General features: G+C 57.7%; 22 protein-coding genes and 1 pseudogene. 18 read left to right on the forward strand and 5 right to left on the reverse strand.

What is annotated here, in order from left to right; genetic code table 11:
* Nucleotides 1–146: 146 nt before the first annotated feature.
* The gene (locus tag AAAC48_RS00615; RefSeq protein ID WP_340652329.1) at nucleotides 147–1,082 is read left to right on the forward strand and encodes a glycine--tRNA ligase subunit alpha; all 936 of its coding nucleotides are present in this window, start codon (nucleotides 147–149) and stop codon (nucleotides 1,080–1,082) included.
* A complete protein-coding gene (glyS, locus tag AAAC48_RS00620; RefSeq protein WP_340652310.1) occupies nucleotides 1,082–3,376 on the forward strand; it encodes a glycine--tRNA ligase subunit beta in 2,295 nt (764 codons plus the stop codon). Before AAAC48_RS00615 ends, glyS begins: the two co-directional genes overlap by 1 nt.
* Before the next feature lie 27 nt (nucleotides 3,377–3,403).
* Here glyS and AAAC48_RS00625 read toward each other — a convergent pair whose 3' ends face one another.
* Nucleotides 3,404–3,778 carry a hypothetical protein gene (locus AAAC48_RS00625; protein ID WP_340652311.1) on the reverse strand — a complete coding sequence of 125 codons (375 nt, stop codon included), beginning with the start codon at nucleotides 3,776–3,778 and terminating at the stop codon, nucleotides 3,404–3,406.
* Between the two features lie 181 nt (nucleotides 3,779–3,959).
* Here AAAC48_RS00625 and AAAC48_RS00630 point away from each other — a divergent pair, with 181 nt between their 5' ends.
* The 3 genes from AAAC48_RS00630 to AAAC48_RS00640 all read left to right on the forward strand — a co-directional run bounded on the left by AAAC48_RS00630 (nucleotide 3,960) and on the right by AAAC48_RS00640 (nucleotide 7,145).
* A complete protein-coding gene (locus tag AAAC48_RS00630) occupies nucleotides 3,960–4,937 on the forward strand; it encodes an L-threonylcarbamoyladenylate synthase (RefSeq protein ID WP_340652330.1) in 978 nt (325 codons plus the stop codon).
* Nucleotides 4,934–6,349: an FAD-binding oxidoreductase gene (locus AAAC48_RS00635; RefSeq protein ID WP_340652312.1), complete on the forward strand. Its 1,416-nt coding sequence runs from the start codon at nucleotides 4,934–4,936 to the stop codon at nucleotides 6,347–6,349. The genes AAAC48_RS00630 and AAAC48_RS00635 overlap by 4 nt, the downstream gene beginning before the upstream one ends.
* A gap of 223 nt (nucleotides 6,350–6,572) precedes the next feature.
* The gene (locus AAAC48_RS00640; RefSeq protein ID WP_340652313.1) at nucleotides 6,573–7,145 is read left to right on the forward strand and encodes a DUF6101 family protein; all 573 of its coding nucleotides are present in this window, start codon (nucleotides 6,573–6,575) and stop codon (nucleotides 7,143–7,145) included.
* Between the two features lie 142 nt (nucleotides 7,146–7,287).
* Here AAAC48_RS00640 and ubiA read toward each other — a convergent pair whose 3' ends face one another.
* Nucleotides 7,288–8,283 (reverse strand): 4-hydroxybenzoate octaprenyltransferase, encoded by a 996-nt coding sequence (gene ubiA, locus AAAC48_RS00645; protein WP_340652314.1) that lies wholly within the window; start codon nucleotides 8,281–8,283, stop codon nucleotides 7,288–7,290.
* Nucleotides 8,284–8,424: 141 nt separating this feature from the next.
* On the opposite strand from ubiA, the gene purD reads away from it, so the two are divergent.
* Nucleotides 8,425–9,711 carry a phosphoribosylamine--glycine ligase gene (purD, locus tag AAAC48_RS00650; RefSeq protein WP_340652315.1) on the forward strand — a complete coding sequence of 429 codons (1,287 nt, stop codon included), beginning with the start codon at nucleotides 8,425–8,427 and terminating at the stop codon, nucleotides 9,709–9,711.
* Here purD and AAAC48_RS00655 read toward each other — a convergent pair.
* On the reverse strand, nucleotides 9,706–10,974 hold the full coding sequence (locus AAAC48_RS00655; protein WP_340652316.1) for a GH25 family lysozyme: 1,269 nt from the start codon (nucleotides 10,972–10,974) through the stop codon (nucleotides 9,706–9,708). The genes purD and AAAC48_RS00655 overlap by 6 nt on opposite strands.
* 240 nt (nucleotides 10,975–11,214) lie before the next feature.
* Between AAAC48_RS00655 and AAAC48_RS00660 the strand changes: the two genes are divergently transcribed.
* On the forward strand, nucleotides 11,215–12,990 hold the full coding sequence (locus tag AAAC48_RS00660; RefSeq protein WP_340652317.1) for an acyl-CoA dehydrogenase family protein: 1,776 nt from the start codon (nucleotides 11,215–11,217) through the stop codon (nucleotides 12,988–12,990).
* Between the two features lie 10 nt (nucleotides 12,991–13,000).
* Nucleotides 13,001–13,753, forward strand: coding sequence for a crotonase/enoyl-CoA hydratase family protein (locus AAAC48_RS00665; protein WP_340652318.1), 753 nt, complete (start codon nucleotides 13,001–13,003; stop codon nucleotides 13,751–13,753).
* Between the two features lie 4 nt (nucleotides 13,754–13,757).
* On the opposite strand, the gene pdxH is transcribed toward AAAC48_RS00665, so the two are convergent.
* Nucleotides 13,758–14,369 (reverse strand): pyridoxamine 5'-phosphate oxidase, encoded by a 612-nt coding sequence (gene pdxH, locus AAAC48_RS00670; protein ID WP_340652319.1) that lies wholly within the window; start codon nucleotides 14,367–14,369, stop codon nucleotides 13,758–13,760.
* A 170-nt stretch (nucleotides 14,370–14,539) separates the two neighbouring features.
* Here pdxH and AAAC48_RS00675 point away from each other — a divergent pair, with 170 nt between their 5' ends.
* From AAAC48_RS00675 to AAAC48_RS00690, 4 genes are all read left to right on the forward strand, one after another.
* Nucleotides 14,540–14,890, forward strand: coding sequence for an RT0821/Lpp0805 family surface protein (locus AAAC48_RS00675; protein ID WP_340652320.1), 351 nt, complete (start codon nucleotides 14,540–14,542; stop codon nucleotides 14,888–14,890).
* Between the two features lie 123 nt (nucleotides 14,891–15,013).
* On the forward strand, nucleotides 15,014–15,943 hold the full coding sequence (locus tag AAAC48_RS00680) for a J domain-containing protein (protein ID WP_340652321.1): 930 nt from the start codon (nucleotides 15,014–15,016) through the stop codon (nucleotides 15,941–15,943).
* A 91-nt stretch (nucleotides 15,944–16,034) separates the two neighbouring features.
* On the forward strand, nucleotides 16,035–16,853 hold the full coding sequence (fabI, locus tag AAAC48_RS00685) for an enoyl-ACP reductase FabI (protein ID WP_340652322.1): 819 nt from the start codon (nucleotides 16,035–16,037) through the stop codon (nucleotides 16,851–16,853).
* 13 nt (nucleotides 16,854–16,866) lie between these two features.
* Nucleotides 16,867–17,457 carry a histidine phosphatase family protein gene (locus AAAC48_RS00690; protein ID WP_340652331.1) on the forward strand — a complete coding sequence of 197 codons (591 nt, stop codon included), beginning with the start codon at nucleotides 16,867–16,869 and terminating at the stop codon, nucleotides 17,455–17,457.
* 13 nt (nucleotides 17,458–17,470) lie between these two features.
* Here AAAC48_RS00690 and AAAC48_RS00695 read toward each other — a convergent pair whose 3' ends face one another.
* A complete protein-coding gene (locus AAAC48_RS00695) occupies nucleotides 17,471–17,725 on the reverse strand; it encodes a DUF1344 domain-containing protein (RefSeq protein ID WP_340652323.1) in 255 nt (84 codons plus the stop codon).
* A 168-nt stretch (nucleotides 17,726–17,893) separates the two neighbouring features.
* Here AAAC48_RS00695 and aroC point away from each other — a divergent pair, with 168 nt between their 5' ends.
* The 6 genes and pseudogenes from aroC to AAAC48_RS00725 form a co-directional block, all read left to right on the forward strand.
* The gene (gene aroC / locus AAAC48_RS00700; protein ID WP_340652324.1) at nucleotides 17,894–18,988 is read left to right on the forward strand and encodes a chorismate synthase; all 1,095 of its coding nucleotides are present in this window, start codon (nucleotides 17,894–17,896) and stop codon (nucleotides 18,986–18,988) included.
* 15 nt (nucleotides 18,989–19,003) lie between these two features.
* Complete coding sequence (ribB, locus tag AAAC48_RS00705) at nucleotides 19,004–20,107, forward strand: 3,4-dihydroxy-2-butanone-4-phosphate synthase (protein ID WP_340652325.1); 1,104 nt, start codon at nucleotides 19,004–19,006, stop codon at nucleotides 20,105–20,107.
* Between the two features lie 129 nt (nucleotides 20,108–20,236).
* Nucleotides 20,237–21,520, forward strand: a complete 1,284-nt coding sequence (locus tag AAAC48_RS00710; protein WP_340652326.1) for a cystathionine gamma-synthase family protein — start codon at nucleotides 20,237–20,239, stop codon at nucleotides 21,518–21,520.
* A 122-nt stretch (nucleotides 21,521–21,642) separates the two neighbouring features.
* The gene (locus AAAC48_RS00715; RefSeq protein ID WP_340652327.1) at nucleotides 21,643–22,569 is read left to right on the forward strand and encodes a histone deacetylase family protein; all 927 of its coding nucleotides are present in this window, start codon (nucleotides 21,643–21,645) and stop codon (nucleotides 22,567–22,569) included.
* A 3-nt stretch (nucleotides 22,570–22,572) separates the two neighbouring features.
* Entirely contained in the window at nucleotides 22,573–22,827 is a 255-nt protein-coding gene (locus AAAC48_RS00720) for an exodeoxyribonuclease VII small subunit (protein WP_340652328.1), read from the forward strand.
* A 70-nt stretch (nucleotides 22,828–22,897) separates the two neighbouring features.
* A pseudogene (locus AAAC48_RS00725) lies at nucleotides 22,898–23,088 on the forward strand (hypothetical protein); the annotation flags it as partial.

Genomic DNA, 23,088 nt, shown 5'->3' on the forward strand with positions numbered 1-23,088 from the left:
GGTTCGACCAGTGGGCCGGGTGAATTCGAGCCAAATCAATCGGGCTTCGGCATCGCCCGATGGAAAGACATCGGCCTCGCCAAATCCCTTGACCTTGTCGCGAAGTCCCTCCATCAGAACGTTTCAATATGACACAAACTCGCTCTTTGCAGCCGTCCCGCTCGTTCCAGGGTCTCATTCTGACCCTTCATGATTATTGGGCCCAGCATGGCTGCGTGATCCTGCAGCCCTACGACATGGAAGTGGGTGCCGGTACGTTTCATCCGGCAACCACATTGCGCTCGCTCGGACCAAAGCCGTGGAAGGCAGCCTACGTGCAGCCTTCCCGCCGCCCGAAAGACGGGCGCTACGGCGAAAACCCGAACCGGCTGCAGCATTACTACCAGTACCAGGTGATCATGAAGCCATCGCCAGCCAATCTGCAGGAGCTCTATCTCGGCTCGCTGCGGGCGATCGGTCTCGACCCGCTGACGCATGATATCCGCTTCGTCGAAGACGACTGGGAAAGCCCGACACTGGGCGCCTGGGGCCTCGGCTGGGAATGCTGGTGCGACGGGATGGAAGTCTCACAGTTCACCTATTTCCAGCAGGTCTGCGGTATCGAATGTGCTCCGGTTTCCGGGGAACTGACCTACGGGCTGGAACGTCTCGCAATGTATGTGCAGGGCGTCGATAATGTCTATGATTTGAACTTCAACGGTCTCGAAGGCGACGAGAAGGTCACCTATGGCGAGGTATTCCTGCAGGCCGAGCAGGAATATTCACGGTACAACTTCGAACACGCCAACACGGCGAAATTGCTCCGGCATTTCGAGGACGCGGAAGCCGAGTGCGAGGCATTGCTGAAGGCTGGTGCCCCGAAAGAGAGCGACAACAGCCCGGTGCATAAGATGGTGCTGCCGGCCTATGACCAGTGCATCAAAGCATCCCATGCCTTCAACCTTCTCGACGCACGTGGCGTCATCTCGGTGACCGAGCGGCAAAGCTATATCCTGCGGGTTCGCAATCTTGCGAAGGCATGTGGTGAGGCGTTCCTTTTGACGGAAGACGGTGGCGCCAATTTCAAAAGCGAGTCCGTATAATGCCTGATCTATTGCTCGAACTCCGCTCGGAAGAAATTCCCGCACGCATGCAGCGCAAGGCTGCGGGCGATCTGAAGAAGCTCGTGACAGACGGCCTGGTTGAGGCTGGTCTGACGTATGAGGCTGCAGGCGACTACTGGACCCCGCGCCGTCTGACGCTGGACATACGCGGTCTGACCGCCCGTTCCAAGGATGTGCACGAAGAACGCAAGGGCCCGAGCGTTAACGCGCCGGAGCAGGCCATCGCCGGCTTTCTGCGCTCCGCCGGTCTCGCCGATATCTCCGAGGCGCACATCCATACCGACCCGAAGAAGGGCGATTTCTACGTTGCCCACCTGACGAAGCCCGGCCGCGGCGCCGAAGAAATCATCGCACAGCTGATGCCGAAGATCATTCGTGATTTTCCCTGGCCGAAATCCATGCGCTGGGGCGCTGCGTCGTCCAGGCCCGGAAGCCTGCGCTGGGTGCGCCCGCTGCAATCTATTCTCTGCACTTTTGGTCCTGAGACCGAAGAGCCGGTTGTGGTCGACTTCGAAATCGACGGTTTGCGTGCGGGCAATATCACCTATGGCCATCGCTTCCTGGGTGATGGCCAGCCGATTACGGTTCGCCGCTTCGACGACTATGTAGCAAAGCTCGAAAAGGCCAAGGTCATTCTCGATGCGGATCGTCGTAAGGAAATGATCCTTTCGGACGCCCAGAACATTGCCTTCGCATCCGGACTTGAGCTGGTCGAGGACGAGGGTCTTCTGGAAGAAGTATCAGGGCTTGTGGAGTGGCCTGTGGTACTGATGGGCGAGTTCGAGGAGGAGTTCCTCGCCATCCCGCCGGAAGTCATTCGCCTGACGATCAAGACCAACCAGAAATGTTTTGTCACGCGCAAGCAGGGCGAGGCCGAAAGGCTATCGAACAAGTTCATTCTTGTTTCCAACATCGAAGCGACGGACAGAGGCCGCGAAATCGCCCATGGCAACGGCAAGGTCGTGCGCGCGCGCCTTTCCGATGCGCTCTATTTCTGGAACACCGACCAGCACGATCTGCCGGACATGCACACGCTTGCTGCGGCCGCAATCAAGTTCGACCTCGATCTGAAGAAACCGCTCGACCAGCGCATGGCCCGGCTGGATAGCCTGAACGTCACCTTCCACGCCAAGCTCGGTACGCAGGGTGAGCGCGTTACCCGTATCAGGGCACTTGCCCGTGAGATCGCGCCGCTGGTCGGTGCCGATCCGGCATTGGCGATGCGTGCGTCTGTTCTGGCGAAAGCCGATTTGACCACAGAGATCGTCGGCGAGTTTCCCGAATTGCAGGGCGGCATGGGGCGCAAATATGCGCTGCTGCAGAAGGAATATCCTTCTGTTGCCGCCGCTATCGAGGAACATTACAAGCCGCAAGGTCCATCTGATTTTGTGCCAAACGATCCGGTTTCGGTCGCTGTTGCTCTCGCCGACAAGCTCGACACGCTAGTCGGATTCTGGGCCATCGACGAAAAGCCGACCGGCTCGAAGGACCCGTTCGCCCTGCGCCGCGCGGCGCTTGGCGTCATTCGTCTGCTTCTGTCCAACGAATGGAAATTCGAACTCTTGCCGATCTTCCAGTCGGCTTATGCGCAGCTGCGCGAAGACAAGATCGAACAGCGTGTCGAGCAATATGAAGAGCGCCAGGCGGCGCAGCAGTCTGGCGATGTCGATGGTGAGGAAGACGTCATCAATGCAGTCGCCAGCTTCGAGAGGCGGGTACGCAGCCAGGTGACTGAACGGGCAAAGCCTGTTCTTCACGAGCTGCTTGGCTTCATCCACGAACGCCTGAAAGTGCATCTGCGCGATCTTGGCGCACGCTACGATCTCATCGATGCGGTCCTTGTCGAAGGCGCCGATAATCTGCTGCTGATCGCGCGCCGTGTCGAAGCGCTGGTGGTCTTCCTCAACACGGAAGACGGCAAGAACCTTCTGGCTGGTACCAAGCGCGCTGCCAATATTTTGAGCGCGGAGGAGAAGAAGGGCACGGTCATATCTGACACCGTCGACCCCGCTTTGTTCAGCCTCGCCGAGGAAAAACAATTGCACGCGGCGGTGAATCAAGCTGAGAACGAGGCAGCGCAAGCGATTCAAAATGAAGACTTTTCCGGTGCGATGATCGCACTCAGCGCTTTACGTGAACCAGTCGATTCATTCTTTGAGAAAGTGCTGGTTAACGACGAAAATCCGGATATCCGTGCCAACCGCCTGGCGCTTCTTTCGCGCATTCGCACCGCGACGAATACTGTCGCGGACTTTTCGAAAATCGTTGGATAGCGAACAGATAGCCGCGAACCTTCGCGGCTATTGTACCCCGGCGCGAAGCGGCGTTGCAGAAACGTCGGCAATCGTGTTTTCTGGTGGCGGAACCAGTGGCGCGGCATCGGCGGCGACTAGTGAGTTGGAGCTGGCAGGGATATCGTTGCCCTGCAGCCGCGCCATATATTGGCGGGAGCGTTCGCGACGCTCCGCATAGGCCTTGAGCCGCGCGGCCTCTTCGGCGCGCTGGACCAGACAGGGTGTGCAGATCGGATTGCCGTTGGCATCGAAACTGTCATAGCCGACATAGGAGACGGAATTTGGTCGTGCCGACGATCCCATCACCTCGATAGAGTCTCCTGCCTGGGCGGATACTGTTATGAGCGTCATGGCAGTTGCGGCAATGATCTTGCAAAACATGGCGATAGTCCCCATTCGTTACTTGTCTCCTTCCTACCAGCCATTCATTGCCAACCCTTGTTCCGAAACGATTCAATTTTAATCATGACCTCATTCGGCGTGTTCATCAGCCGATACTTGCAGCAGGCCGCATCCTTCGTGTAGGCATTCCCGACGATCGGAGATTTCCTTGGCCCGGATCATGGGAACAGATGAGCAGGCAATTCTGACGGCGGCCGATGTGCTCGCTGAGGGTAAGCTCGTCGCTATTCCGACAGAAACAGTCTACGGCCTTGCCGCCGATGCCACCAACGGCAATGCGGTCGCCGGTATTTTCGAGGCCAAGGGCAGGCCGCATTTCAACCCGCTGATCTGTCACGTCTCCGACGTCGCCATGGCGGAACGCTATGCCCTGATCGATCCTCTGTCGCGGCGATTGATGGATGCGTTCTGGCCTGGGCCCCTGACGCTTGTGCTGCCTTTGAAACCAGACACCGTCATCCATCCTCTGGTCGCGGCGGGGCTTGATACGATCGCGCTGCGTATGCCGCGCGGTGTCGCCGGAAAGATCATCTCTGCCCTCGATCGCCCTTTGGCCGCACCGAGCGCGAACACATCCGGCAAGATCAGCGCAACGAGTGCGCCTGCCGTCGAGGACGACCTTGGCTTAAAGATCGCCTTGATCCTCGATGCGGGCCCGTCCGAGGTCGGGCTGGAGTCCACGATCGTCAAAGTCGATGGCGATGCGGTTCAGCTTCTGCGGCCCGGCGGGCTCGCGGCCGAAGACATAGAGGCTCTGATCGGTGAAAAGCTGAAGCGCATCGACCAGCGTTCGGCCATCGAAGCGCCGGGCATGTTGGCTTCGCACTACGCGCCAGCAGCGGGCGTGCGGCTCAACGTGCATGAGGTCCGGGAAGGGGAGGCATTGCTGGCCTTCGGTCCCGCACGTGCCATTGGTGCCGAACTCGCCGCAGCAAGTCTTAATCTCAGCGAATCCGGCAATCTGCGTGAAGCCGCCGCTAACCTCTTCGATTTCATGAAACGCCTCGACGGTATCGGCAGTGCCGTCATCGCCGTTGAACCTATCCCTTTCAACGGACTTGGCGAAGCTATCAATGACCGGCTTGTCCGTGCCGCCGCGCCGCGGTTACCCTCGATGACTGTGGAACAGATAAAATGACCCTGACGCCTGATCTGATTGAACGTTTCGTTGCGATTGTCGGTGACAGACACGCGCTACGCGATCCTTGCGATATCGAACCCTACCTGATCGAACCGCGTGAGAAATTCGGCGGCAAGACATCGCTTGTCCTGCGGCCTGCGGAAGTCGAGGAGGTGTCGACAATCCTCAAACTGGCGACGGAAACCGGAACGGCCATTATTCCCCAAGGCGGCAACACCGGTCTCGTTGGCGGCCAGATGCCGGATGAAAGCGGCCAGCAGGTCATCCTGTCGCTGTCACGTCTCAACCGGATACGCTCGATCGATCCGGCCGGAAATCTCGCCATCGTCGAGGCGGGCGTTGTCTTGAAAACGTTGCAGGAAGCCGCCGAGAACCAAGGCAGGTTGTTTCCGCTTTCGCTCGGTTCCGAAGGCTCCTGCCAGATTGGCGGGAATCTCTCCTCCAATGCGGGAGGAACTGCGGTGCTTGCCTATGGCAATACGCGCGAGCTTTGCCTAGGCGTCGAGGTCGTCCTGCCGACGGGCGAGGTGCTCAACGATCTGCGTTACGTCAAGAAGGACAACACGGGCTATGACCTGAAGGATTTGTTCGTTGGCGCAGAAGGCACACTCGGCGTGATCACGGCCGCGGTAATGAAGCTGTTTCCGCTGCCGCGAGGCAAGGGCGTCGCCTATGCAGGGCTCGCCAGTCCGGAAGATGCACTGAAACTCCTCGGCGTTGCCCAGAGCCATGCGGGTCCGTCGCTTACCGGTTTCGAGCTGATGCCGCGCATCGGCGTGGAGTTTTCCATCGCTCACACGGACGGCGTGCGCGATCCGCTTGAAGCCCCGCATCAATGGTATGTCCTGATCGACATTTCCTCGTCGCGCTCAGCAGAGGATGCGCGCGAGACGATCGAGGCAATCCTGATGGAGGCCTATGAAGCGGGCCTTGTTGAAGATGCGGCGATCGCTGACAGCACCGCACAGGAGAAATCGTTCTGGCACATGCGGGAGGCCATGTCGCTTGCTCAACGTCCTGAAGGCGGATCGATCAAGCACGATATCTCCGTGCCTGTGGCAAGAATTCCGGAATTCATTGCGGAAGCAGATGCAGCCGTGCTCGAGCTTATTGCCGGTGCGCGCATCGTTTGCTTCGGGCATATGGGCGATGGCAATTTGCACTACAACATCTCCCAGCCGGTCGGTGCCGACAAGGAGGCCTTCCTTGCCCGCTGGGCTGAGGTCAACAAGCGCGTTCATGACATTGTCCGTTCCTATAAGGGATCGATCTCGGCCGAGCACGGCATTGGTCAATTGAAACGCAAGGAGCTTTCAGAAACGAAATCGCCTGTGGCGCTAGATCTGATGCGGCGGATCAAGAGATCCTTCGATCCCGCAGGCATCATGAATCCCGGCAAAGTGATCTGAAACCGTCAATCATTTGTTCACAGCCCTTACCAGAATCTTGGGGTCGGTTGGGTTTCGATAACCATTCTCTTTGATCAGAAACAGTTAACCCAGTTCGTTAAGCGGGATTGGGAAAGTTGGCGCCTATTGTTTCCCCATACGAGACCAGAAAATGGTCCGCTCTACAGGGAAATGAAAAGAGAAGACCGGAAAACCGGCTCTCAGGATCGACAGAAGGCGTCACATGAAGAAAACCGGAGCCAAGCCGGTTTGGGCAGGTCGGGAATTCCGGCTTGACCCATTCCACCTACCACAGACAGTAACCTATGCCACGCGCGACGATCGTGGCGACATCACCTTCACGCTGCACGAACGCGGTGCGGTCGTGAAGCGGCTGCTTCCTGCAAGTCATCTACCTGTATCGCTCGCCTTGCCTGCCTGCGCATTTCTCGGTGTAACAGCGCGTGCGACTGAAGACGAGCTTGGCGACATCACCGTAACCCTCGAACTCATGCACACGGACCCGCATCTCTCGGTGCCGTTGCTGGTTGCGCATGACCTCAATGACATTGCTGCCGATTGGCGTGCCTGGTCCTCACTGTTCAAGCTGCCAATGATGCTTGTCGAGGAAGACGGCGTTGCGCGGCGGCTCGATCAGAGCATGGGGCCGGTAGCCGTCTCGGCACCCAAGGAGCGCCGTCAGGGCCGCGAGCCACGCCGCCGCCGTCCGCGTTTTCTGGCCCGCCGCAAAATGGGCGATCTCGGCTTGCGACTTGTGATCGGCGGCGAGGAGATAATTGCTCAGGGTGCGAAGTAGAGGCGAGGTGCTGCCGCCTTACCCTCCCCCTTGTGGGGAGGGAGGCTGCGTAGCAACAGGGAGGGGCCTTCTAAACGGGTGAAAATACACCAACGTTGCAAGACCCCGCCCTGACACCCGGTTCTTTGACATTGCGATAGGTCTAGAAGAGCGGCTTGACCACGGTCCATAGACCGCCAAACACCAGACCGAGGAAGATCAGCCAGCCGACCACGGTATTCGATTTGAACAGCCGCAGGCATTCGGTCGGATTGTCGATGTCGAGGGTCATGATCTGGCGATACATATGCGCGCCCGCCGCCAGCAGCCCGGCAACCGCAGGCATCGGCACTTCGGCAACGGCAAATGCGCCGAGGAACAGGGCCAGCGCTCCACCATAAAGGACGATCAGCGCCTCGCGCGTACGGTTGCCAAACAGCCTGGCGGTGGAGTGCACGCCAACGAGCGCATCGTCCTCCTTATCCTGATGAGCGTAGATCGTGTCGTAGCCGATCACCCACAGGATCGATCCTGCATAGAGCAGGATAGCCGGCAAGTCGAGCGAACCGAAATGTGCAGACCACCCGACCAGCGCACCCCAGGAAAAAGCAAGCCCCAGAACGAGTTGTGGCCAGTTGGTGATTCGCTTCATGAACGGATAGATGGCGACAATGACAAGCGATCCGATGGCAAGCAGGATAGTAAAGAGGTTGAACTGGACGACAACCGCCAGCCCGACCAGCGCCTGCAGGACGAGAAAGATCTTGGCCTGCTTGCGTGTCACTTGCCCGGAAGGCAGCGGCCGCGACCGCGTACGCGCAACCTTGTTGTCGATGTCTTCATCGGCAAGATCATTATAGGTGCAGCCTGCACCGCGCATGGCGATCGCGCCGATCAGGAACAGTATCAGATGCCAGGGCGAAGGCAGGACAGACCAGAGAGGGTCACCGACTTTCGCACCGGCACTCGCGGCAAGGGCGGTCGCCCACCAGCATGGCCACAGCAAGAGCCACCAGCCGATAGGCCGGTCCCAGCGTGCCAGCTGCGCATAGGGCCAGAGCCGGTTCGGCAATGTGCGATAGACCCAATGGCCAGACGGCGCATCGAAAACGCGGCCACGGGTTTGCGTTGACTGGATGATGTCTTTTTCTGATGTCATGGTTTGACCTTGGCCAGCGGCCAACTCCGCAGTCAAGCACTATACGCCGTTTTTCAGGGCAAATTTGCGATTGCGTGCTTGACCCTCGAGCGCCAAGGCCATACCGACACGGCAAAATCTTCTCAACGCGGAGCAATCTCGATGAATGTCTTGCTGATAGGTTCCGGTGGCCGTGAACACGCGCTTGCATGGAAGATCGCAGCGTCGCCGGTGCTGACCAAGCTTTATTGCGCGCCCGGGAATCCGGGGATTGCGAGCGTCGCCGAATGTGTACCGCTCGATCCCGCCAAGCATGCGGAAACCGTTGCATTCTGCAAGGAAAAGTCCATCGACTTTGTTGTCGTTGGCCCGGAGGCGCCCTTGGTTGCCGGGATTGCCGATGATCTGCGGGACGCTGGCATTTCGGTATTCGGGCCCTCCAAGGCAGCGGCACGGCTGGAAGGCTCAAAGGGCTTCACCAAGGATCTGTGCGCTCGCTTCGATGTACCGACAGGTGCCTACCAGCGCTTCACGCAAGCCGAAGCGGCCAGGGCCTATATCCGCCAGCAAGGAGTGCCGATCGTCGTCAAGGCAGATGGTCTTGCGGCAGGCAAGGGCGTCGTGGTTGCGTTCGACGTTCAGGAAGCACTCGACGCTGTGGACGCTTGCTTCGATGGAGCATTTGGCGGTGCCGGAGCTGAGGTTGTTGTTGAAGAGTATCTCGACGGCGAGGAGGCCAGCTTCTTCTGCTTGTGTGACGGCAGGACGGCGCTGCCGTTCGGGACTGCACAGGATCACAAGCGCGTTGGCGATGGCGATACCGGGGCGAACACCGGCGGCATGGGTGCCTATTCGCCCGCGCCGGTGATGACGCAGGAGATCATCGACCGGACCATGCGCGAACTGATCGAGCCGACAATGCGCGGCATGGCGGAAATCGGCGCACCTTTCAGCGGAGTGCTGTTTGCGGGTCTGATGATCACGAAGGATGGTCCGAAGCTTATTGAATACAACACGCGTTTCGGTGATCCGGAAACACAGGTCCTGATGTTGCGCCTGAAGGATGACCTCCTGCTGTTGCTGAAGGCTGCCGCCGACGGAGTGCTGGACCAGATGTCGGTGCGGTGGAACGACGATCCGGCGCTCACAGTGGTCATGGCTGCCAGGGGATATCCGGCTGCACCGGAAAAGGGCAGCGTTATCAGAGGCGTGGACGCTGCTGCTGAGGACGAGACTGTCGAGATATTCCATGCCGGAACAGCCGAAAGGAATGGCGAACTTGTCGCCAATGGCGGCCGGGTGCTGAACGTCACGGCAAGCGGCAAGACGGTTCAGGACGCGCAAAAGGCAGCCTATGCGGCTATAGCCAGGATCGACTGGCCCGAGGGCTTTTACCGGCGTGATATTGGCTGGCGGGCGATCGCGCGTGAAAAAGGCGATGGTCTATAGAAACGGCTGCAAGGCCGGATAGCGCAAGTCAGCCGTAGCTTCACTGGCAACATTCAAGGTGCGGAAACAGGCAGAACTTGCTTTGATTCTCGGATAGTCCGGTGGGACGCTGATCGGCTGTGTCAGGCTGGCCGAGACCCGGTCGACCGTCAGTCTCCGAAGAGCAAGCACTTTGGTCAGTTCCGCGCCATCCTCAGAAGCGATCGAGGCGGTCATGGAAATGTCAATCTCGGCGATCGTCGGTTTGGGCTTCTCAAATAGCGCTTCGACACTGGCAACAAAGTCCTGCGCGTACATGCGCATTATTCGGGTCATGTGGCTGAAGTCCCGATAATCGACCAATGGCGGCTCCGCGGCAGCCATCAGGATATCGTCGGGCAAGGTCGGGCGATTGTCGGGCTTGGGCATATTGTCCGGCGGTATGGCGGGAACGAGTTCTCCCAAAGGCCATGCGCGCCTCAATTGGGCAACCGTCATGTCGGCCACATTGACGTCGATATCACGATTGGTCCCGGATGGACGATACGGACAGCGCTGTTTGCTGCAGTTACTCTGCGAGGTGAATTGCCAGAGCGCATAATCCTGCCAGTTGCCTTTGGGGAAATGCGGGGCGATGTCAGTCTCGTAACGCGCATACCAAAGCTGCAAGCGTGACAGGATGGGGAATTCGAGCCGATGGTCTGCTACATATTTTGCCGTCGTGCCGTTGGTGTAGAGGACCGGGTAGCGGCCAGTCCGCTGTTTGATCCTTTCGGCAAAGATTTGCGCGTCCTGCAATGACATGAAACGTGCTGCGTCATTGTCTTCGATATCGATGGCGATCAATTCGTCATCGGAAGGCTCGGCATAGTCGATGAAGTGATCGGCTTGTTCGATCGGGTTGCCCGGGCGCCCGAGATGATAGGCGCCCCATTTCAGACCAAGTGCCTTCGCCAAGATGCGCCGCGTCTGGTAGAGCTCTCGGGAAACGGCATAGTTGCGCCATATGCGCTTGCACAACTCCTGTTCCATTGCATCCGCAATACGCTTGCAATGGTAGTTGGCGGGCATGCCGTCCGAGCCCTTGTGGATGAAGGCAGCGACGCGTGGGTCTTTGACAATCTCAACGAGATTGAACGAATTGTGCTCGAAGCCGTCGAGGACAATGGCGCGTTCCTTGTTCGACCATGCTGTACTGAACTGGGAGGCAGCTTGCGCACAATCGCCAAGGAACAAGCTCGCAAGAGCCGCCGCAAGAGCAAATGTGGGCACGCGGATCGTCAAATGGGATTTCCCTCGCGATCAAGTCTCTAAAACCATAGTACCGGATGATGGTCGCCGCATCGCGGTTAATAAACCGTTAGTCACTGCTAATTGCGACTGTCCACAGGGCGATTTGCCGTTTGACGGTGGCCCGCAGGGTGAATATCTTACGTTTACGTAAAAATACACTTGCCTTGAACGCCGTCGCGGTTGCAATGTGCGGCCCGCAACAAGCATCACCGCATGAGGAGACTGTGATCCATGTACCGCGCGCCCGTCGAGGAAATCGCCCACACGCTGAAGAAAGTCGCTGGACTGGATGATGCCATTGCGCAAGGCCGTTTTGGCGATCTGTCGGACGATCTGGTCGACGCAATTCTTGAAGAAGCCGGAAAATTTGCGTCGACGCGCGTCGCACCGTTGCTTGAAATTGGCGACAAGTACGGCACGCCCTTGAAGGACGCCGAGGTTACGATGCCACCCGGATGGAAAGACGTTTATCAGGAATGGACCTCCAGCGGCTGGAACGCCCTGACCGGGAGGGAAGAGTTTGGCGGGCAGGGGCTGCCGATGATGCTGGCGATCGCGACTTTCGAAATGTGGAATTCAGGTTCCATGGCTTTTGGCATTGGACCAACCTTGACGCTGGGTGCCATCGAGGCGCTGGAAGCGCATGCCACTGATGAACTGAAGCAAACCTATCTGCCGAAACTTGTTTCGGGTGAGTGGATGGGCACGATGAACCTGACCGAGCCGCAAGCGGGTTCCGACGTCGGCGCCTTGCGGACCAGGGCAGAGCGAACTGACGATGGCACTTACCGCATTTTCGGCAGCAAGATTTTCATCACCTATGGCGAGCACGATCTGACCGAAAACATCATTCACCTGGTACTGGCACGCCTGCCTGACGCTCCCGCTGGTACCAAAGGAATTTCGCTGTTCCTCGTTCCGAAATTTCTTGTCAATGAAGGCGGAACACTCGGACCGCGCAACGATGCTTTCTGCGGCGGCATCGAGCACAAGATGGGCATTCACGGTTCCCCCACCTGTACGATGATCTATGGAGACGGTTTCGTCAAAGATCGTGAGCCCGGCGCAATTGGCTGGCTGATAGGCGAAGAAAATCGCGGTCTCGCCTGCATGTTCACGATGATGAACAACGCACGTCTTGCTGTTGGCATTCAGGGCGTGGCGGTAGCGGAAGCGGCCTATCAGAAATCATTGGCCTATGCGCAGGACCGCCGCCAGATGCGCGCTCCGGGCTGGACGGGCGAGGGCATGAGCCCGATCATCGAACATCCGGACGTGCAGCGAAATTTGCTGATGATGAAAGGGCTGACCGGTGCCGCACGTTCCATCGCGTATGCCTGCGCCCATGCACTGGACATGGCGAAAACCGCAACTGACGACGACACTCGCCACTGGGCAGACCGTGCCAATCTGCTCACACCCGTCGCCAAGGCTTTTTCGACCGATGTCGGCGTTGATGTCGCGTCGATTGGCATTCAGGTCCATGGTGGCATGGGCTTCATCGAAGAGACTGGCGCGGCACAGTTCCTGCGCGACGCACGCATTGCGCCGATCTATGAAGGCACCAATGGCATCCAGGCGATCGATCTCGTCCAGCGCAAGTTGCCGCTTGGCGGTGGCGAGCATATCAAGACCTATATCACTGAACTGCGCGCCGTAGCTGACGCCGTCATAGCGTCGAACAGCCCAGATTTCGGAGCGACAGGAGAACGCCTGCAGGCAGGTCTGGATGATTTCGAGGCAACCAGCCTCTGGTTGCAGCACGCACTTGCCAAAGGTGAAATCAGCGAGGCTCTTGCCGGCGCGACACCCTATCTGCGCCTTTTCGGTCTCGCTGCCGGAGCGACCTATCTCGCAAAAGGGGCACTCGGTGGTGAGAATGCCGGGCGCACAACTCTGGCGCGGTTCTTCGCCGAAAATCTTCTGTCCGAAACGAGTGCACTGAAAGATCGTGTCATTCACGGCGCGGCCAGTTTGCTCGGCGCTCGTTCGGCTCTCGCTTCATAAAGGGAATTCCATGTCAGACCATATCCAAATCGCGCGCCATGGCGCCGTCCAGATCATTCGCATGAACCGGCCGGACAAGAAGAACGCTCTCACCCGTGCCATGTATGCGACCATGACCCAGGCGATCGTCGACGGTGACGCCGATCCGGCGATCCGTGCTCATGTTTTCTTCGGTGTGCCGGGAGCTTTTTCATCCGGCAACGATCTGCAGGATTTCATGGCCTTTGTGACGACCGGCAATATGGGCAGCGAAGTAATTGATTTTCTAGTCGCTCTCGCCAGTGCGAAAAAGCCGCTTGTGGCCGGTGTGGATGGCCTCGCTATCGGTATTGGCTCAACGATCCATTTCCACTGCGACCTGACGTTCGCTACACCGCAATCGTTTTTCAAGACACCTTTCGTCGATCTCGGGCTGGTGCCAGAAGCTGGCTCAAGCCTGCTTGGTCCTGCACTGATGGGACACCAGAGGGCCTTTGCTTTTCTGGCTATGGGCGACGGCTTGAATGCAGTCGAAGCCAAGGAAGCCGGTCTTGTATACAAGCTGGTCGAAACGGAAGAACTGGAAAATTCCGTTTTGAAGGCGGCAACAGAGATCGCGGCTAAGCCACCGCAAGCCATGCAGCTTTCGCGCGATCTTCTGCGCATGCCGCAAGACGACATCATTGAGCGCATCAAACTGGAGGCAAAGCATTTTGCCGAGCGCCTCCAGTCAGCGGAGGCGCGCAGTGCCTTGATGGCCTTTCTCACACGTAAGAAAGGCTGACGCTCTAAGGATATAGACGCGTCTTGTTCCAATTGCCGTCTGGCGCCTCACGGCTGAAAACCACGCGGTCGTGCAAACGGAACGGCCGGTCATGCCAGAATTCGATCGAGGTCGGGCGGATCCGAAAACCGGACCAATATGCCGGACGTGGGATCTCACCGATTGCATAGCGGGCGGTGTATTCTGCTACGGCTTTCTCCAGAGCAAACCTGCTTTCAAGCGGTCGCGACTGTTTTGAGGCCCAGGCTCCAATACGGCTTCCGCGGGGACGCGTTGCATAGTAAGCGTCGGCCTCTTCTTCGGTGACGATCTCGACCGGGCCGCGAATACGGACTTGACGGCGAAGCGTTTTCCAGTGAAAGCACATGGCAGCCTTCATCGAACCAAGAATCTCACGGCCCTTCTGGCTTTCGAAATTTGTATAGAAAACAAAGCCTTGGCTATCGAATCCCTTGAGGAGTACCATGCGAACATCTGGCAGCCCTTCTTCGTCGACTGTCGCCAGCGCAACGGCGTTGGGATCATTGGGCTCGGTTTTGGTTGCTTCGGCCAGCCATTCCTCGAAAAGCGCAAACGGCTCGGATTTCTCCGTGAAGTCATCGGTTGTTAACTTCATTTAATTCATAGTCCCATAGTCATTTCAGATTGACCTTGTTAAAGAGAGGTATGTGTTTGGCGTTTCTACGATCTGATAGCAAGAAATTCGGTGCAAAAAAACATCATTGGCGCGACCCCGTTGGGGGCGCGGTTCTTGGCGTCGCCGTTTGCTTGTTGTCCGGCTGCGCCATGAAGGGCTTCAGCGTCGAGAAAGCTGTTCCAGACCAGACAACCGTTACGGGATCGGTCGCCCCAGCACAATCCGTGGACAATAAGGGTTCGTCGGATCAAACGACAGTACGCAACATCGTTTCGGCTCTCAATTTCACGCAATGGGGCAGCAAGCCTGTTCCGTGGTCCAACCCTGAGACCGGCAGTCAGGGGACGATAACGGCCATTGCCGAGAAGAAGGACGAGACCGGCCTTTGCCGGGAATTCCAGACTTCGCGCGAATCATTCGATGGCGTCATGCTCTATAAGGGCGAGACCTGCATGCAGAATGGCGGTCAATGGACGTTGAAATCCTTTGCGCCGATGTAAGCGGTGGTGAAACAGTGCCATTTCCCAGCTTTTTTGCTTCAAATCTCTGGAATTTCTTCCTATTCATAAACATATAGCTGCGGAATCCCAAGACATCTCGCGTTTGCGAGGAAAGGCAGACACATGCGCGATCCCTATAGCGTGCTGGGCGTCGCCAAAACGGCGAAGCCTGAAGAAATTAAATCGGCGTTTCGCAAGCTTGCGAAGAAATACCATCCTGACCAGAATCAGGATGATCCGAAGGCGCAGGCAAAATTCTCCGAGATCAACCAGGCCTATGAGATCGTAGGCGACAAGGAGCGTCGCGGTCAGTTTGACCGTGGCGAGATCGACGCCGAGGGTAAGCAGCGCGCGCCCCACGGATTTGAAGGGTTCTCGGGTGGCGGCGGTGACCCGTTTGCTGGATTCGGCGGACGCCAACGCTCCGGCGGGTTCGAATTTCGCAGCGGCATGGGCGGCAATTCAGGCTTCGGCGCTGAAGATATTTTGAGCAGCCTGTTTGGCGAGACCGCCGGCATGGGTGGCTTCGGCGGTGGCGCGCGTCGCGCCGGGCCGCGCAAGGGCGCCGACCTGCAGGCAACGATTGATATCACGTTGGAACAAGCAGCAGGTGCCGAGAAGGTCGAAGCAATATTCCCGAACGGCAAGAGGCTGGCGATCAAACTGCCCACGCTGGTTGAAAACGGGCAAACGATTCGCCTGAAAGGCCAGGGAGAAGAAATCCTCGGCGGCACCGCCGGTGACGCTTTGGTAACAGTCCGCTTCAAACCGCATCCAAAATTCCGCGTTGAAGGCAGGGATCTTCACATCGAACTTCCAGTTTCCTTGCGTGACGCGGTCCTCGGATCGCGACAGGAAGTCGACACGTTGAACGGCCGCGTCGCGGTAAAAATCGCGCCGTGGACCAGTTCTGATCGCGTTTTGCGGCTGCGCGGCAAGGGTCTGCCGAAGAAACCGGACGGCCATGGCGATCTTTTCGCCCATGTCCGCATCATGCTGCCGGAAAACGGCGATCCGGCGCTCGAAGCATTTTTACGCGAATCCGGCCACTGAAAATCCAAAACGACATTGACAGTGTGCTTGAAGCCCGGCGCGGGCTGTGCGATACCGCACATCGATCATAAGTCTCATGAAGGGTTGGTATATGACCGCCAAAACTGGTTTGATGCAGGGTAAACGCGGCCTCATTATGGGTGTGGCCAATAATCGGTCGATTGCCTGGGGCATTGCCAAGTCAGCGCACGATGCCGGTGCCGAACTTGCATTCACCTATCAGGGCGATGCGTTGAAGAAGCGCGTCGAGCCGCTGGCGCAGGAGCTCGGCGCATTTCTCTGCGGGCATTGCGATGTTTCGGATGCGTCAACGATTGATGCCTGCTTTGCCGCGCTTGAAAAGGAATGGGGCAGGCTCGATTTTGTCGTCCATGCCATCGGCTTTTCCGACAAGGATGAGCTGACCGGTCGTTATGTGGATACGTCGGAAGCCAATTTCAGCAAGACCATGCTGATTTCGGTCTACTCGCTCACGGCGGTGGCCAAGCGGGCAGAAAAGCTGATGACGGATGGCGGCTCCATCCTGACGCTGACCTATTACGGCGCCGAAAAAGTCATGCCGAACTACAATGTCATGGGCGTAGCCAAGGCCGCGCTCGAGGCAAGCGTCAAATATCTCGCTGTCGACCTCGGCCCGGACAATATTCGCGTTAACGCCATCTCGGCTGGTCCGATCAAGACCCTTGCTGCTTCCGGCATTGGCGATTTCCGCTATATCCTTAAATGGAACGAGTACAACGCGCCTCTTCGCCGTACTGTGTCCATCGAGGAAGTCGGTGATGCAGGTCTCTATTTCCTCTCCGATCTTTCGCGCTCTGTCACAGGTGAGATACATCACGCTGATAGTGGCTATCATGTCGTTGGCATGAAGGCGGTCGACGCACCGGATATCTCTGTCGTCAAGGATTAACCTGCAAGTGATTTTGCCTGACACGTTGATTTACTTCTCGCGTCATGGCGAGACGGACTGGAACGTGACAGAACGGATCCAGGGCCAGGAAGATATCGACATCAATGCGCGCGGCCGCGCGCAGGCCGATCGCAATGGCGATCTGATCAAATCATTGATTGGCGATGGTGCTGGTTTCGATTTCGTTGCGAGCCCGCTGCGACGTACCCGCGAAACCATGGAACGTATCAGGACCCGCATGGGGGTCGATCCGAAAGCCTATCACACCGATCCACGAATCATGGAGGTGAATTTCGGCGACTGGCAAGGCTTCATGATCGAAGACATCGCTGCCAAAACGCCGGAACTCGTGGAAGAACGGGCAAGAGACAAGTGGAACTTCGTACCGCCCGGGCCTACTGGTGAGAGTTACGCAATGCTTGGCGTTCGGGTGGCAAGCTGGCTGTCAGAGGTCAGGGGTCCCACCGTTTGTGTGACCCATGGCGGTTGCCTGAGAACGATTTTCCAGCTCGTCAACGGGCTGGATGGCCATGATGCAGCGAATCTCGCCATCACCCAGGATCATATTCTGCGTCTTGAAAATGGTCACCTGACCTGGATGTAACGCGCCTTCGGGATTATTCCTGCGTTTCTTCAATGTCAGTGATGAAACGCTCCTTGTTGACGACATCGAACATCAGCGTCACCTTCATGCCCTCTTCGATGACGCTCAGATCAAATTCGCCCGGCAATTTGTAGACCTTGCCATCATCGAGTGTGATCGTCGAATTATCCGCATCGATCTTGGTGATTTTGCCTTGCGCATCGTCCGCAAGAGCGCCGACCGGGAGAAGGGAAGCGACGAACATGAATGTTGCTACGATGAAGCGCATTTGATTTCCTCTTTATATCAAATCTGTGTTCCGGTCAGAGCTGCAGTTAGAACGTTCATTTGTGGCAAAACAATTGCTTTTTTCGTCAGGGATGAAGGAATTTCAGCGGCGGGTTTGACCACAGGAGTAAACGCTCATAAAACCTCCTGACAAAAGTCGGATAGGTACATGTCGCACAATACATTCGGTCATCTTTTTCGCATCACCACCTGGGGTGAAAGCCACGGAATTGCGCTTGGATGCGTGGTGGACGGTTGCCCTCCCGGCATCTCCTTTACGGAAGCTGAAATCCAGGCCTATCTCGATAAACGCAAGCCGGGCCAGTCGAAATATACGACCCAGCGGCGTGAGCCCGATCAGGTACGTGTGCTCTCAGGTGTGATGCTGCAGGATGACGGTGTCACCATGATCTCGACGGGAACGCCGATCTCGATGATGATCGAGAACACCGATCAGCGTTCAAAGGACTACGGCGATATTGCGCGTCAGTATCGTCCCGGTCACGCCGATTACACCTATGATGTCAAATATGGCATTCGCGACTATCGCGGGGGCGGTCGCTCATCGGCACGCGAAACCGCGGCCCGCGTTGCGGCTGGCGCCATCGCCCGCAAGGTCGTTCCCGGTCTGGTCGTGCGCGGCGCGCTGGTGGGGATGGGAATTCATGCCATCGACCGTACCCGCTGGGATTGGGATGAGGTCAACAACAACCCGTTCTTTACGCCGGACGCTGGCTCGGTCGATATATTTGCTTCGTATCTGGATGGCATCCGCAAAGCCGGTTCATCTATTGGCGCGGTGATTGAAGTCGTTGCGGAAAACGTTCCGGCGGGACTCGGTGCTCCGGTTTATGCCAAGCTTGATCAGGACATCGCCAGCTATCTCATGTCGATAAACGCCGTGAAGGGCGTGGAGATCGGCGACGGCTTTGATTCGGCCAAACTGACCGGCGAGGAAAACGCCGACGAAATGCGCATGGGCAATAATGGAAAACCGATTTTCCTCTCAAACCACGCCGGTGGTATACTGGGTGGGATTTCCAGCGGCGCACCGGTGGTCGCACGCTTTGCGGTCAAGCCGACATCGTCGATTTTGACGCCGCGCCGCAGTATCGACGCCGATGGCAATCAGGTGGATGTGATGACCAAGGGCAGGCATGATCCCTGCGTTGGCATTCGCGCCGTACCGATTGGCGAAGCAATGGTGGCTTGCGCCATTGCAGATCATTATCTCAGACATCGCGGCCAGACTGGCCGTATTTAACCAAGGGGCGCTTCCATGGCTTATAATCAAAAACGGGTCGTCGATGCGCTGCGGGCGTTCGAACGTGGCGAGATCGTGGTCGTCATGGATGATGACGGGCGCGAGAATGAGGGCGATCTGATCGTCGCAGCGGTTCACTGCACACCGGAAAAAATGGCGTTCATCGTGCGCCACACTTCGGGCATCGTCTGCACGCCGATGCCGCGCGATCACGCGCGCCGGCTCAATCTTGCGCCGATGGTCGCTGACAATGACGCGCCGCATTCGACCGCTTTCACTGTTACCGTAGACTACAAGCACGGTACGACAACGGGCATTTCCGCCGATGATCGCACGCTGACAGTGCGCAATCTTGCCAATCCGAATGCTGGAGCAACGGATTTCGTTCGTCCCGGCCATATTTTTCCGCTGGTTGCCCGCGAGGGCGGTGTGCTGATGCGCTCCGGGCATACGGAAGCGGCGGTTGACCTGTGCAAACTCGCGGGCCTGCCACCGGTTGGCGTTATCTGCGAGCTGGTCAATGATGATGGTTCGGTCATGCGCGGACCGCAGGTGGCGAGTTTCGCCGAAACCCACAATCTGCAGCAGGTCACGGTCGCCGACCTGATCGCCTATCGTCAGCGCAAGGAAACGCTGATCGAGCGTATTGGCGAGTATGAAATCGATACCTGTGCCGGTAAGGCCAAGGCGATCACCTATGCACTCCCTTGGGAGCCAATGCATCATGCCGCTATCGTCTACGGCGATATTCGCGATGGCGAGGATGTGCCGGTCCGCCTGCAGCGTGAGGACGTTCTCAGCGACGTGTTCGGCGCCCGTAACACACTCGACAGTATCATGAAGCGCATTGCCGAGGAAAAGCGCGGCGTCATTGTTTATCTGCGTGAAGGCTCCGTCGGTGTTGGCCGCGACGATGATCGGAACCGTACAAACCTTCTGGATCGCGAAGCCCATGCGGAAGCACGGGTGCGGGACGAGGAGTGGCGGCAGATTGGTCTTGGCGCGCAGATATTGAAGGATCTCGGCATTACGTCGATCCGGCTTTTGTCTTCCCGTGAACGGCACTATGTCGGCCTCGAAGGTTTTGGCATCCAGATTACCAAGACCGACATCATCTAGCTCTAGTCTGCGGTGTTGCGTGGTGGAAGGCTCTGACTCTTGCGAATTTCTCTTCGAAATAGCAAGGATTGGTCGCTGCATTTGCTATAATCTCGCTGGTTGAAGCTTCATACCAGCGAGGAGACTGCCATGACCGCTCCCCATCCCTCCAAGACACATATCGGCAACCACGAACTGCATCCCGAGACGCTGATGCTCAATTACGGCTATGATCCGGAGCTGTCTGAGGGCGCAGTCAAGCCGCCCGTTTTCCTCACCTCTACCTTCGTGTTCAAATCAGCCGAAGAAGGGCGGGACTTCTTCGACTTCGTCTCCGGACGCCGTGAACCGCCGGCCGGCACAGGAGCGGGGCTGGTTTACTCGCGTTTCAACCACCCCAACAGCGAGATCGTCGAGGATCGCCTTGCCGTCTACGAGCGAACGGAAAGTTGCGCGCTCTTTTCCTCCGGCATGTCAGCGATCGCTACCACACTGCTCGCCTTCGTCCGCCCGGGCGATGCGATCCTGCACTCGCAGCCACTCTATGGTGGCACGGAAACGCTTCTCGCCCGAACATTCCTCAATATGGGCGTTGCTGCAGTGGGCTTTGCCGATGGCGTGAACGAAGATTCCGTGCAGGCTGCGGCCGAAGAGGCGATGCAAAAGGGCCGTGTCTCGGTGATTCTCATCGAAACGCCGGCCAATCCGACCAACAGCCTGGTCAATGTCGCCATGATCCGGCGGATTGCAGAAACAATCGGTGAAAAACAGGGACACCGCCCGGTGATTGCCTGCGACAACACCCTGCTCGGACCAGTGTTTCAGCGGCCGATCGAACATGGCGCGGATATTTCACTCTACTCCCTGACCAAATATGTGGGTGGCCATTCCGATCTGATCGCTGGCGCAGCGCTCGGGGCCAAGGCCGTGATGAAGCAAGTCAAGGCGCTGCGCGGTGCGATCGGGACCCAGCTTGATCCGCACTCCTGCTGGATGCTCGGGCGCTCACTTGAAACGCTCGGCATTCGCATGGAAAAAGCCAACAACAATGCCTTGTTGATCGCAAATTTTCTGCGCGAACACCCGAAATGCGAGAAAATCCATTATCTGCCGTATCACGACGCATCGTCGCCACTTGGACGAACCTTTGCGGCGCAATGTACGGGTGCCGGTTCGACGTTCTCCTTCGACATTCGCGGCGGTCAGCCAGCGGCGTTCAAATTCCTCAATGCCTTGCAGATATTGAAACTGGCGGTGAGTTTGGGCGGCACTGAATCACTCGCCAGCCACCCGGCGACGATGACGCATTCCGGCGTCCCGGTGGATGTGCGTCAACGCATCGGCGTGCTTGATTCAACGATCCGGCTGTCGATCGGTATCGAGCATCCAGATGATCTGATTGCCGATCTGACGCAGGCGCTGAGCGTCGCCTGAGGCAATTGTTCTGCAGCATTGGTTCTCATTTCGTGCTTGTATAACTGCAAGACGCTGATGCAAATTTGGGTGTGGCCGGTGCCGGCCACGCTGATGCCAATTTGCCATTGCAGAAAGCCCTCATGGTCACTCGTCTCTATTCGCATCCGATCTATCTGGAACATCTGACCCCTCTCGGTCATCCCGAAAGACCGGATCGGCTGCGGGCGCTCAACAAAGTGCTGGAAGACAACGTTTTCGATACGCTGGATCGTGTAGAATCACCAATGGGGGATGAAGCAACGATCCTCTATGCGCATCCGGAGACCTTCCTCGAGAGGGTCCGCAGCACCATCCCGGAGGAGGGACTGACGCGTGTCGATGCCGACACGACCGTGAGCCCAAAGAGCTGGGAGGCGGCTTTGACGGCTATCGGTGCAGCCAATGCCGCCGTCGATGACGTATTTACGGGCAAGGCGGACAATGTGTTCGTGGCGTCGCGTCCTCCAGGTCACCACGCGGAGCGCAACAAGGCCATGGGCTTTTGCCTGTTCAACAATGCTGCTATCGCTGCCCGCCATGCGCAGAAGGCTCATGGTGTTGAGCGTGTCGCCATCGTTGACTGGGATGTGCATCATGGCAACGGAACGCAGGATATCTTCTGGGATGACCCTTCGGTGCTCTATTGTTCGACGCACCAGATGCCACTCTATCCCGGAACCGGCGCCAAGGATGAAACGGGTGCTGGCAACATCGTCAATGCGCCGCTGGCGCCGCTAACCGGCAGTGACCATTTCCGCGAGGCTTTCAACACGCGCATTCTACCGGCAATTGATGCATTTCAGCCGGAACTGATCATCATTTCAGCCGGGTTCGACGCGCACCACCGCGACCCGTTGGCTGAAATCAATCTGTACGAAGACGATTTTGACTGGGCAACCGGCGTCCTTATGGAAAGAGCTGGGAGCTATGCATCAAACCGCCTTGTCAGCCTTCTGGAAGGCGGGTACGACCTCAAGGGAATGTCGCTCTCAGCGGGCGCACATATCAGACGCTTGATGGGAGGTTGACGCATGGCCGACGCACAGAACAATTCCGATATCGCCGCCATGAGCTTCGAACAGGCGCTCGACCAGCTGGAAAAGATCGTCGATGACCTGGAGCGTGGCGATGTGCCACTGGAACAGTCGATTCGCATTTATGAGCGCGGCGAAGCACTGAAGAAGCATTGCGATAAGCTGCTGCGTGCCGCCGAAGACAAAGTGGAAAAGATTCGCCTCGGCCGCAACGGCGAACCGGTTGGTACCGAACCGCTCGACCCGGAGTGACACCAAACCACGCTGTTCAGTGCTATTCTGAACGGCTATGGTGAAGTTCCGACAATCCGGAGCAACGTCCATGAGTTTTTTCCCTTGCCCAGACCCGAAACCGGGTGACGCAACAGCGGTCGATGCCATCGAGACGCTGATCATCCCGCGCACCAGCGATATTGGCGGGCTAGAGGTGCGCCGCGCCTTGCCGAGCGCCAAGCGTCGTCTCGTTGGACCTTTCATCTTCTTCGACCGGATGGGCCCGGCGATCCTTCGCCC

This window comes from Phyllobacterium sp., assembly GCF_037994405.1.
Taxonomy (GTDB): domain Bacteria; phylum Pseudomonadota; class Alphaproteobacteria; order Rhizobiales; family Rhizobiaceae; genus Phyllobacterium.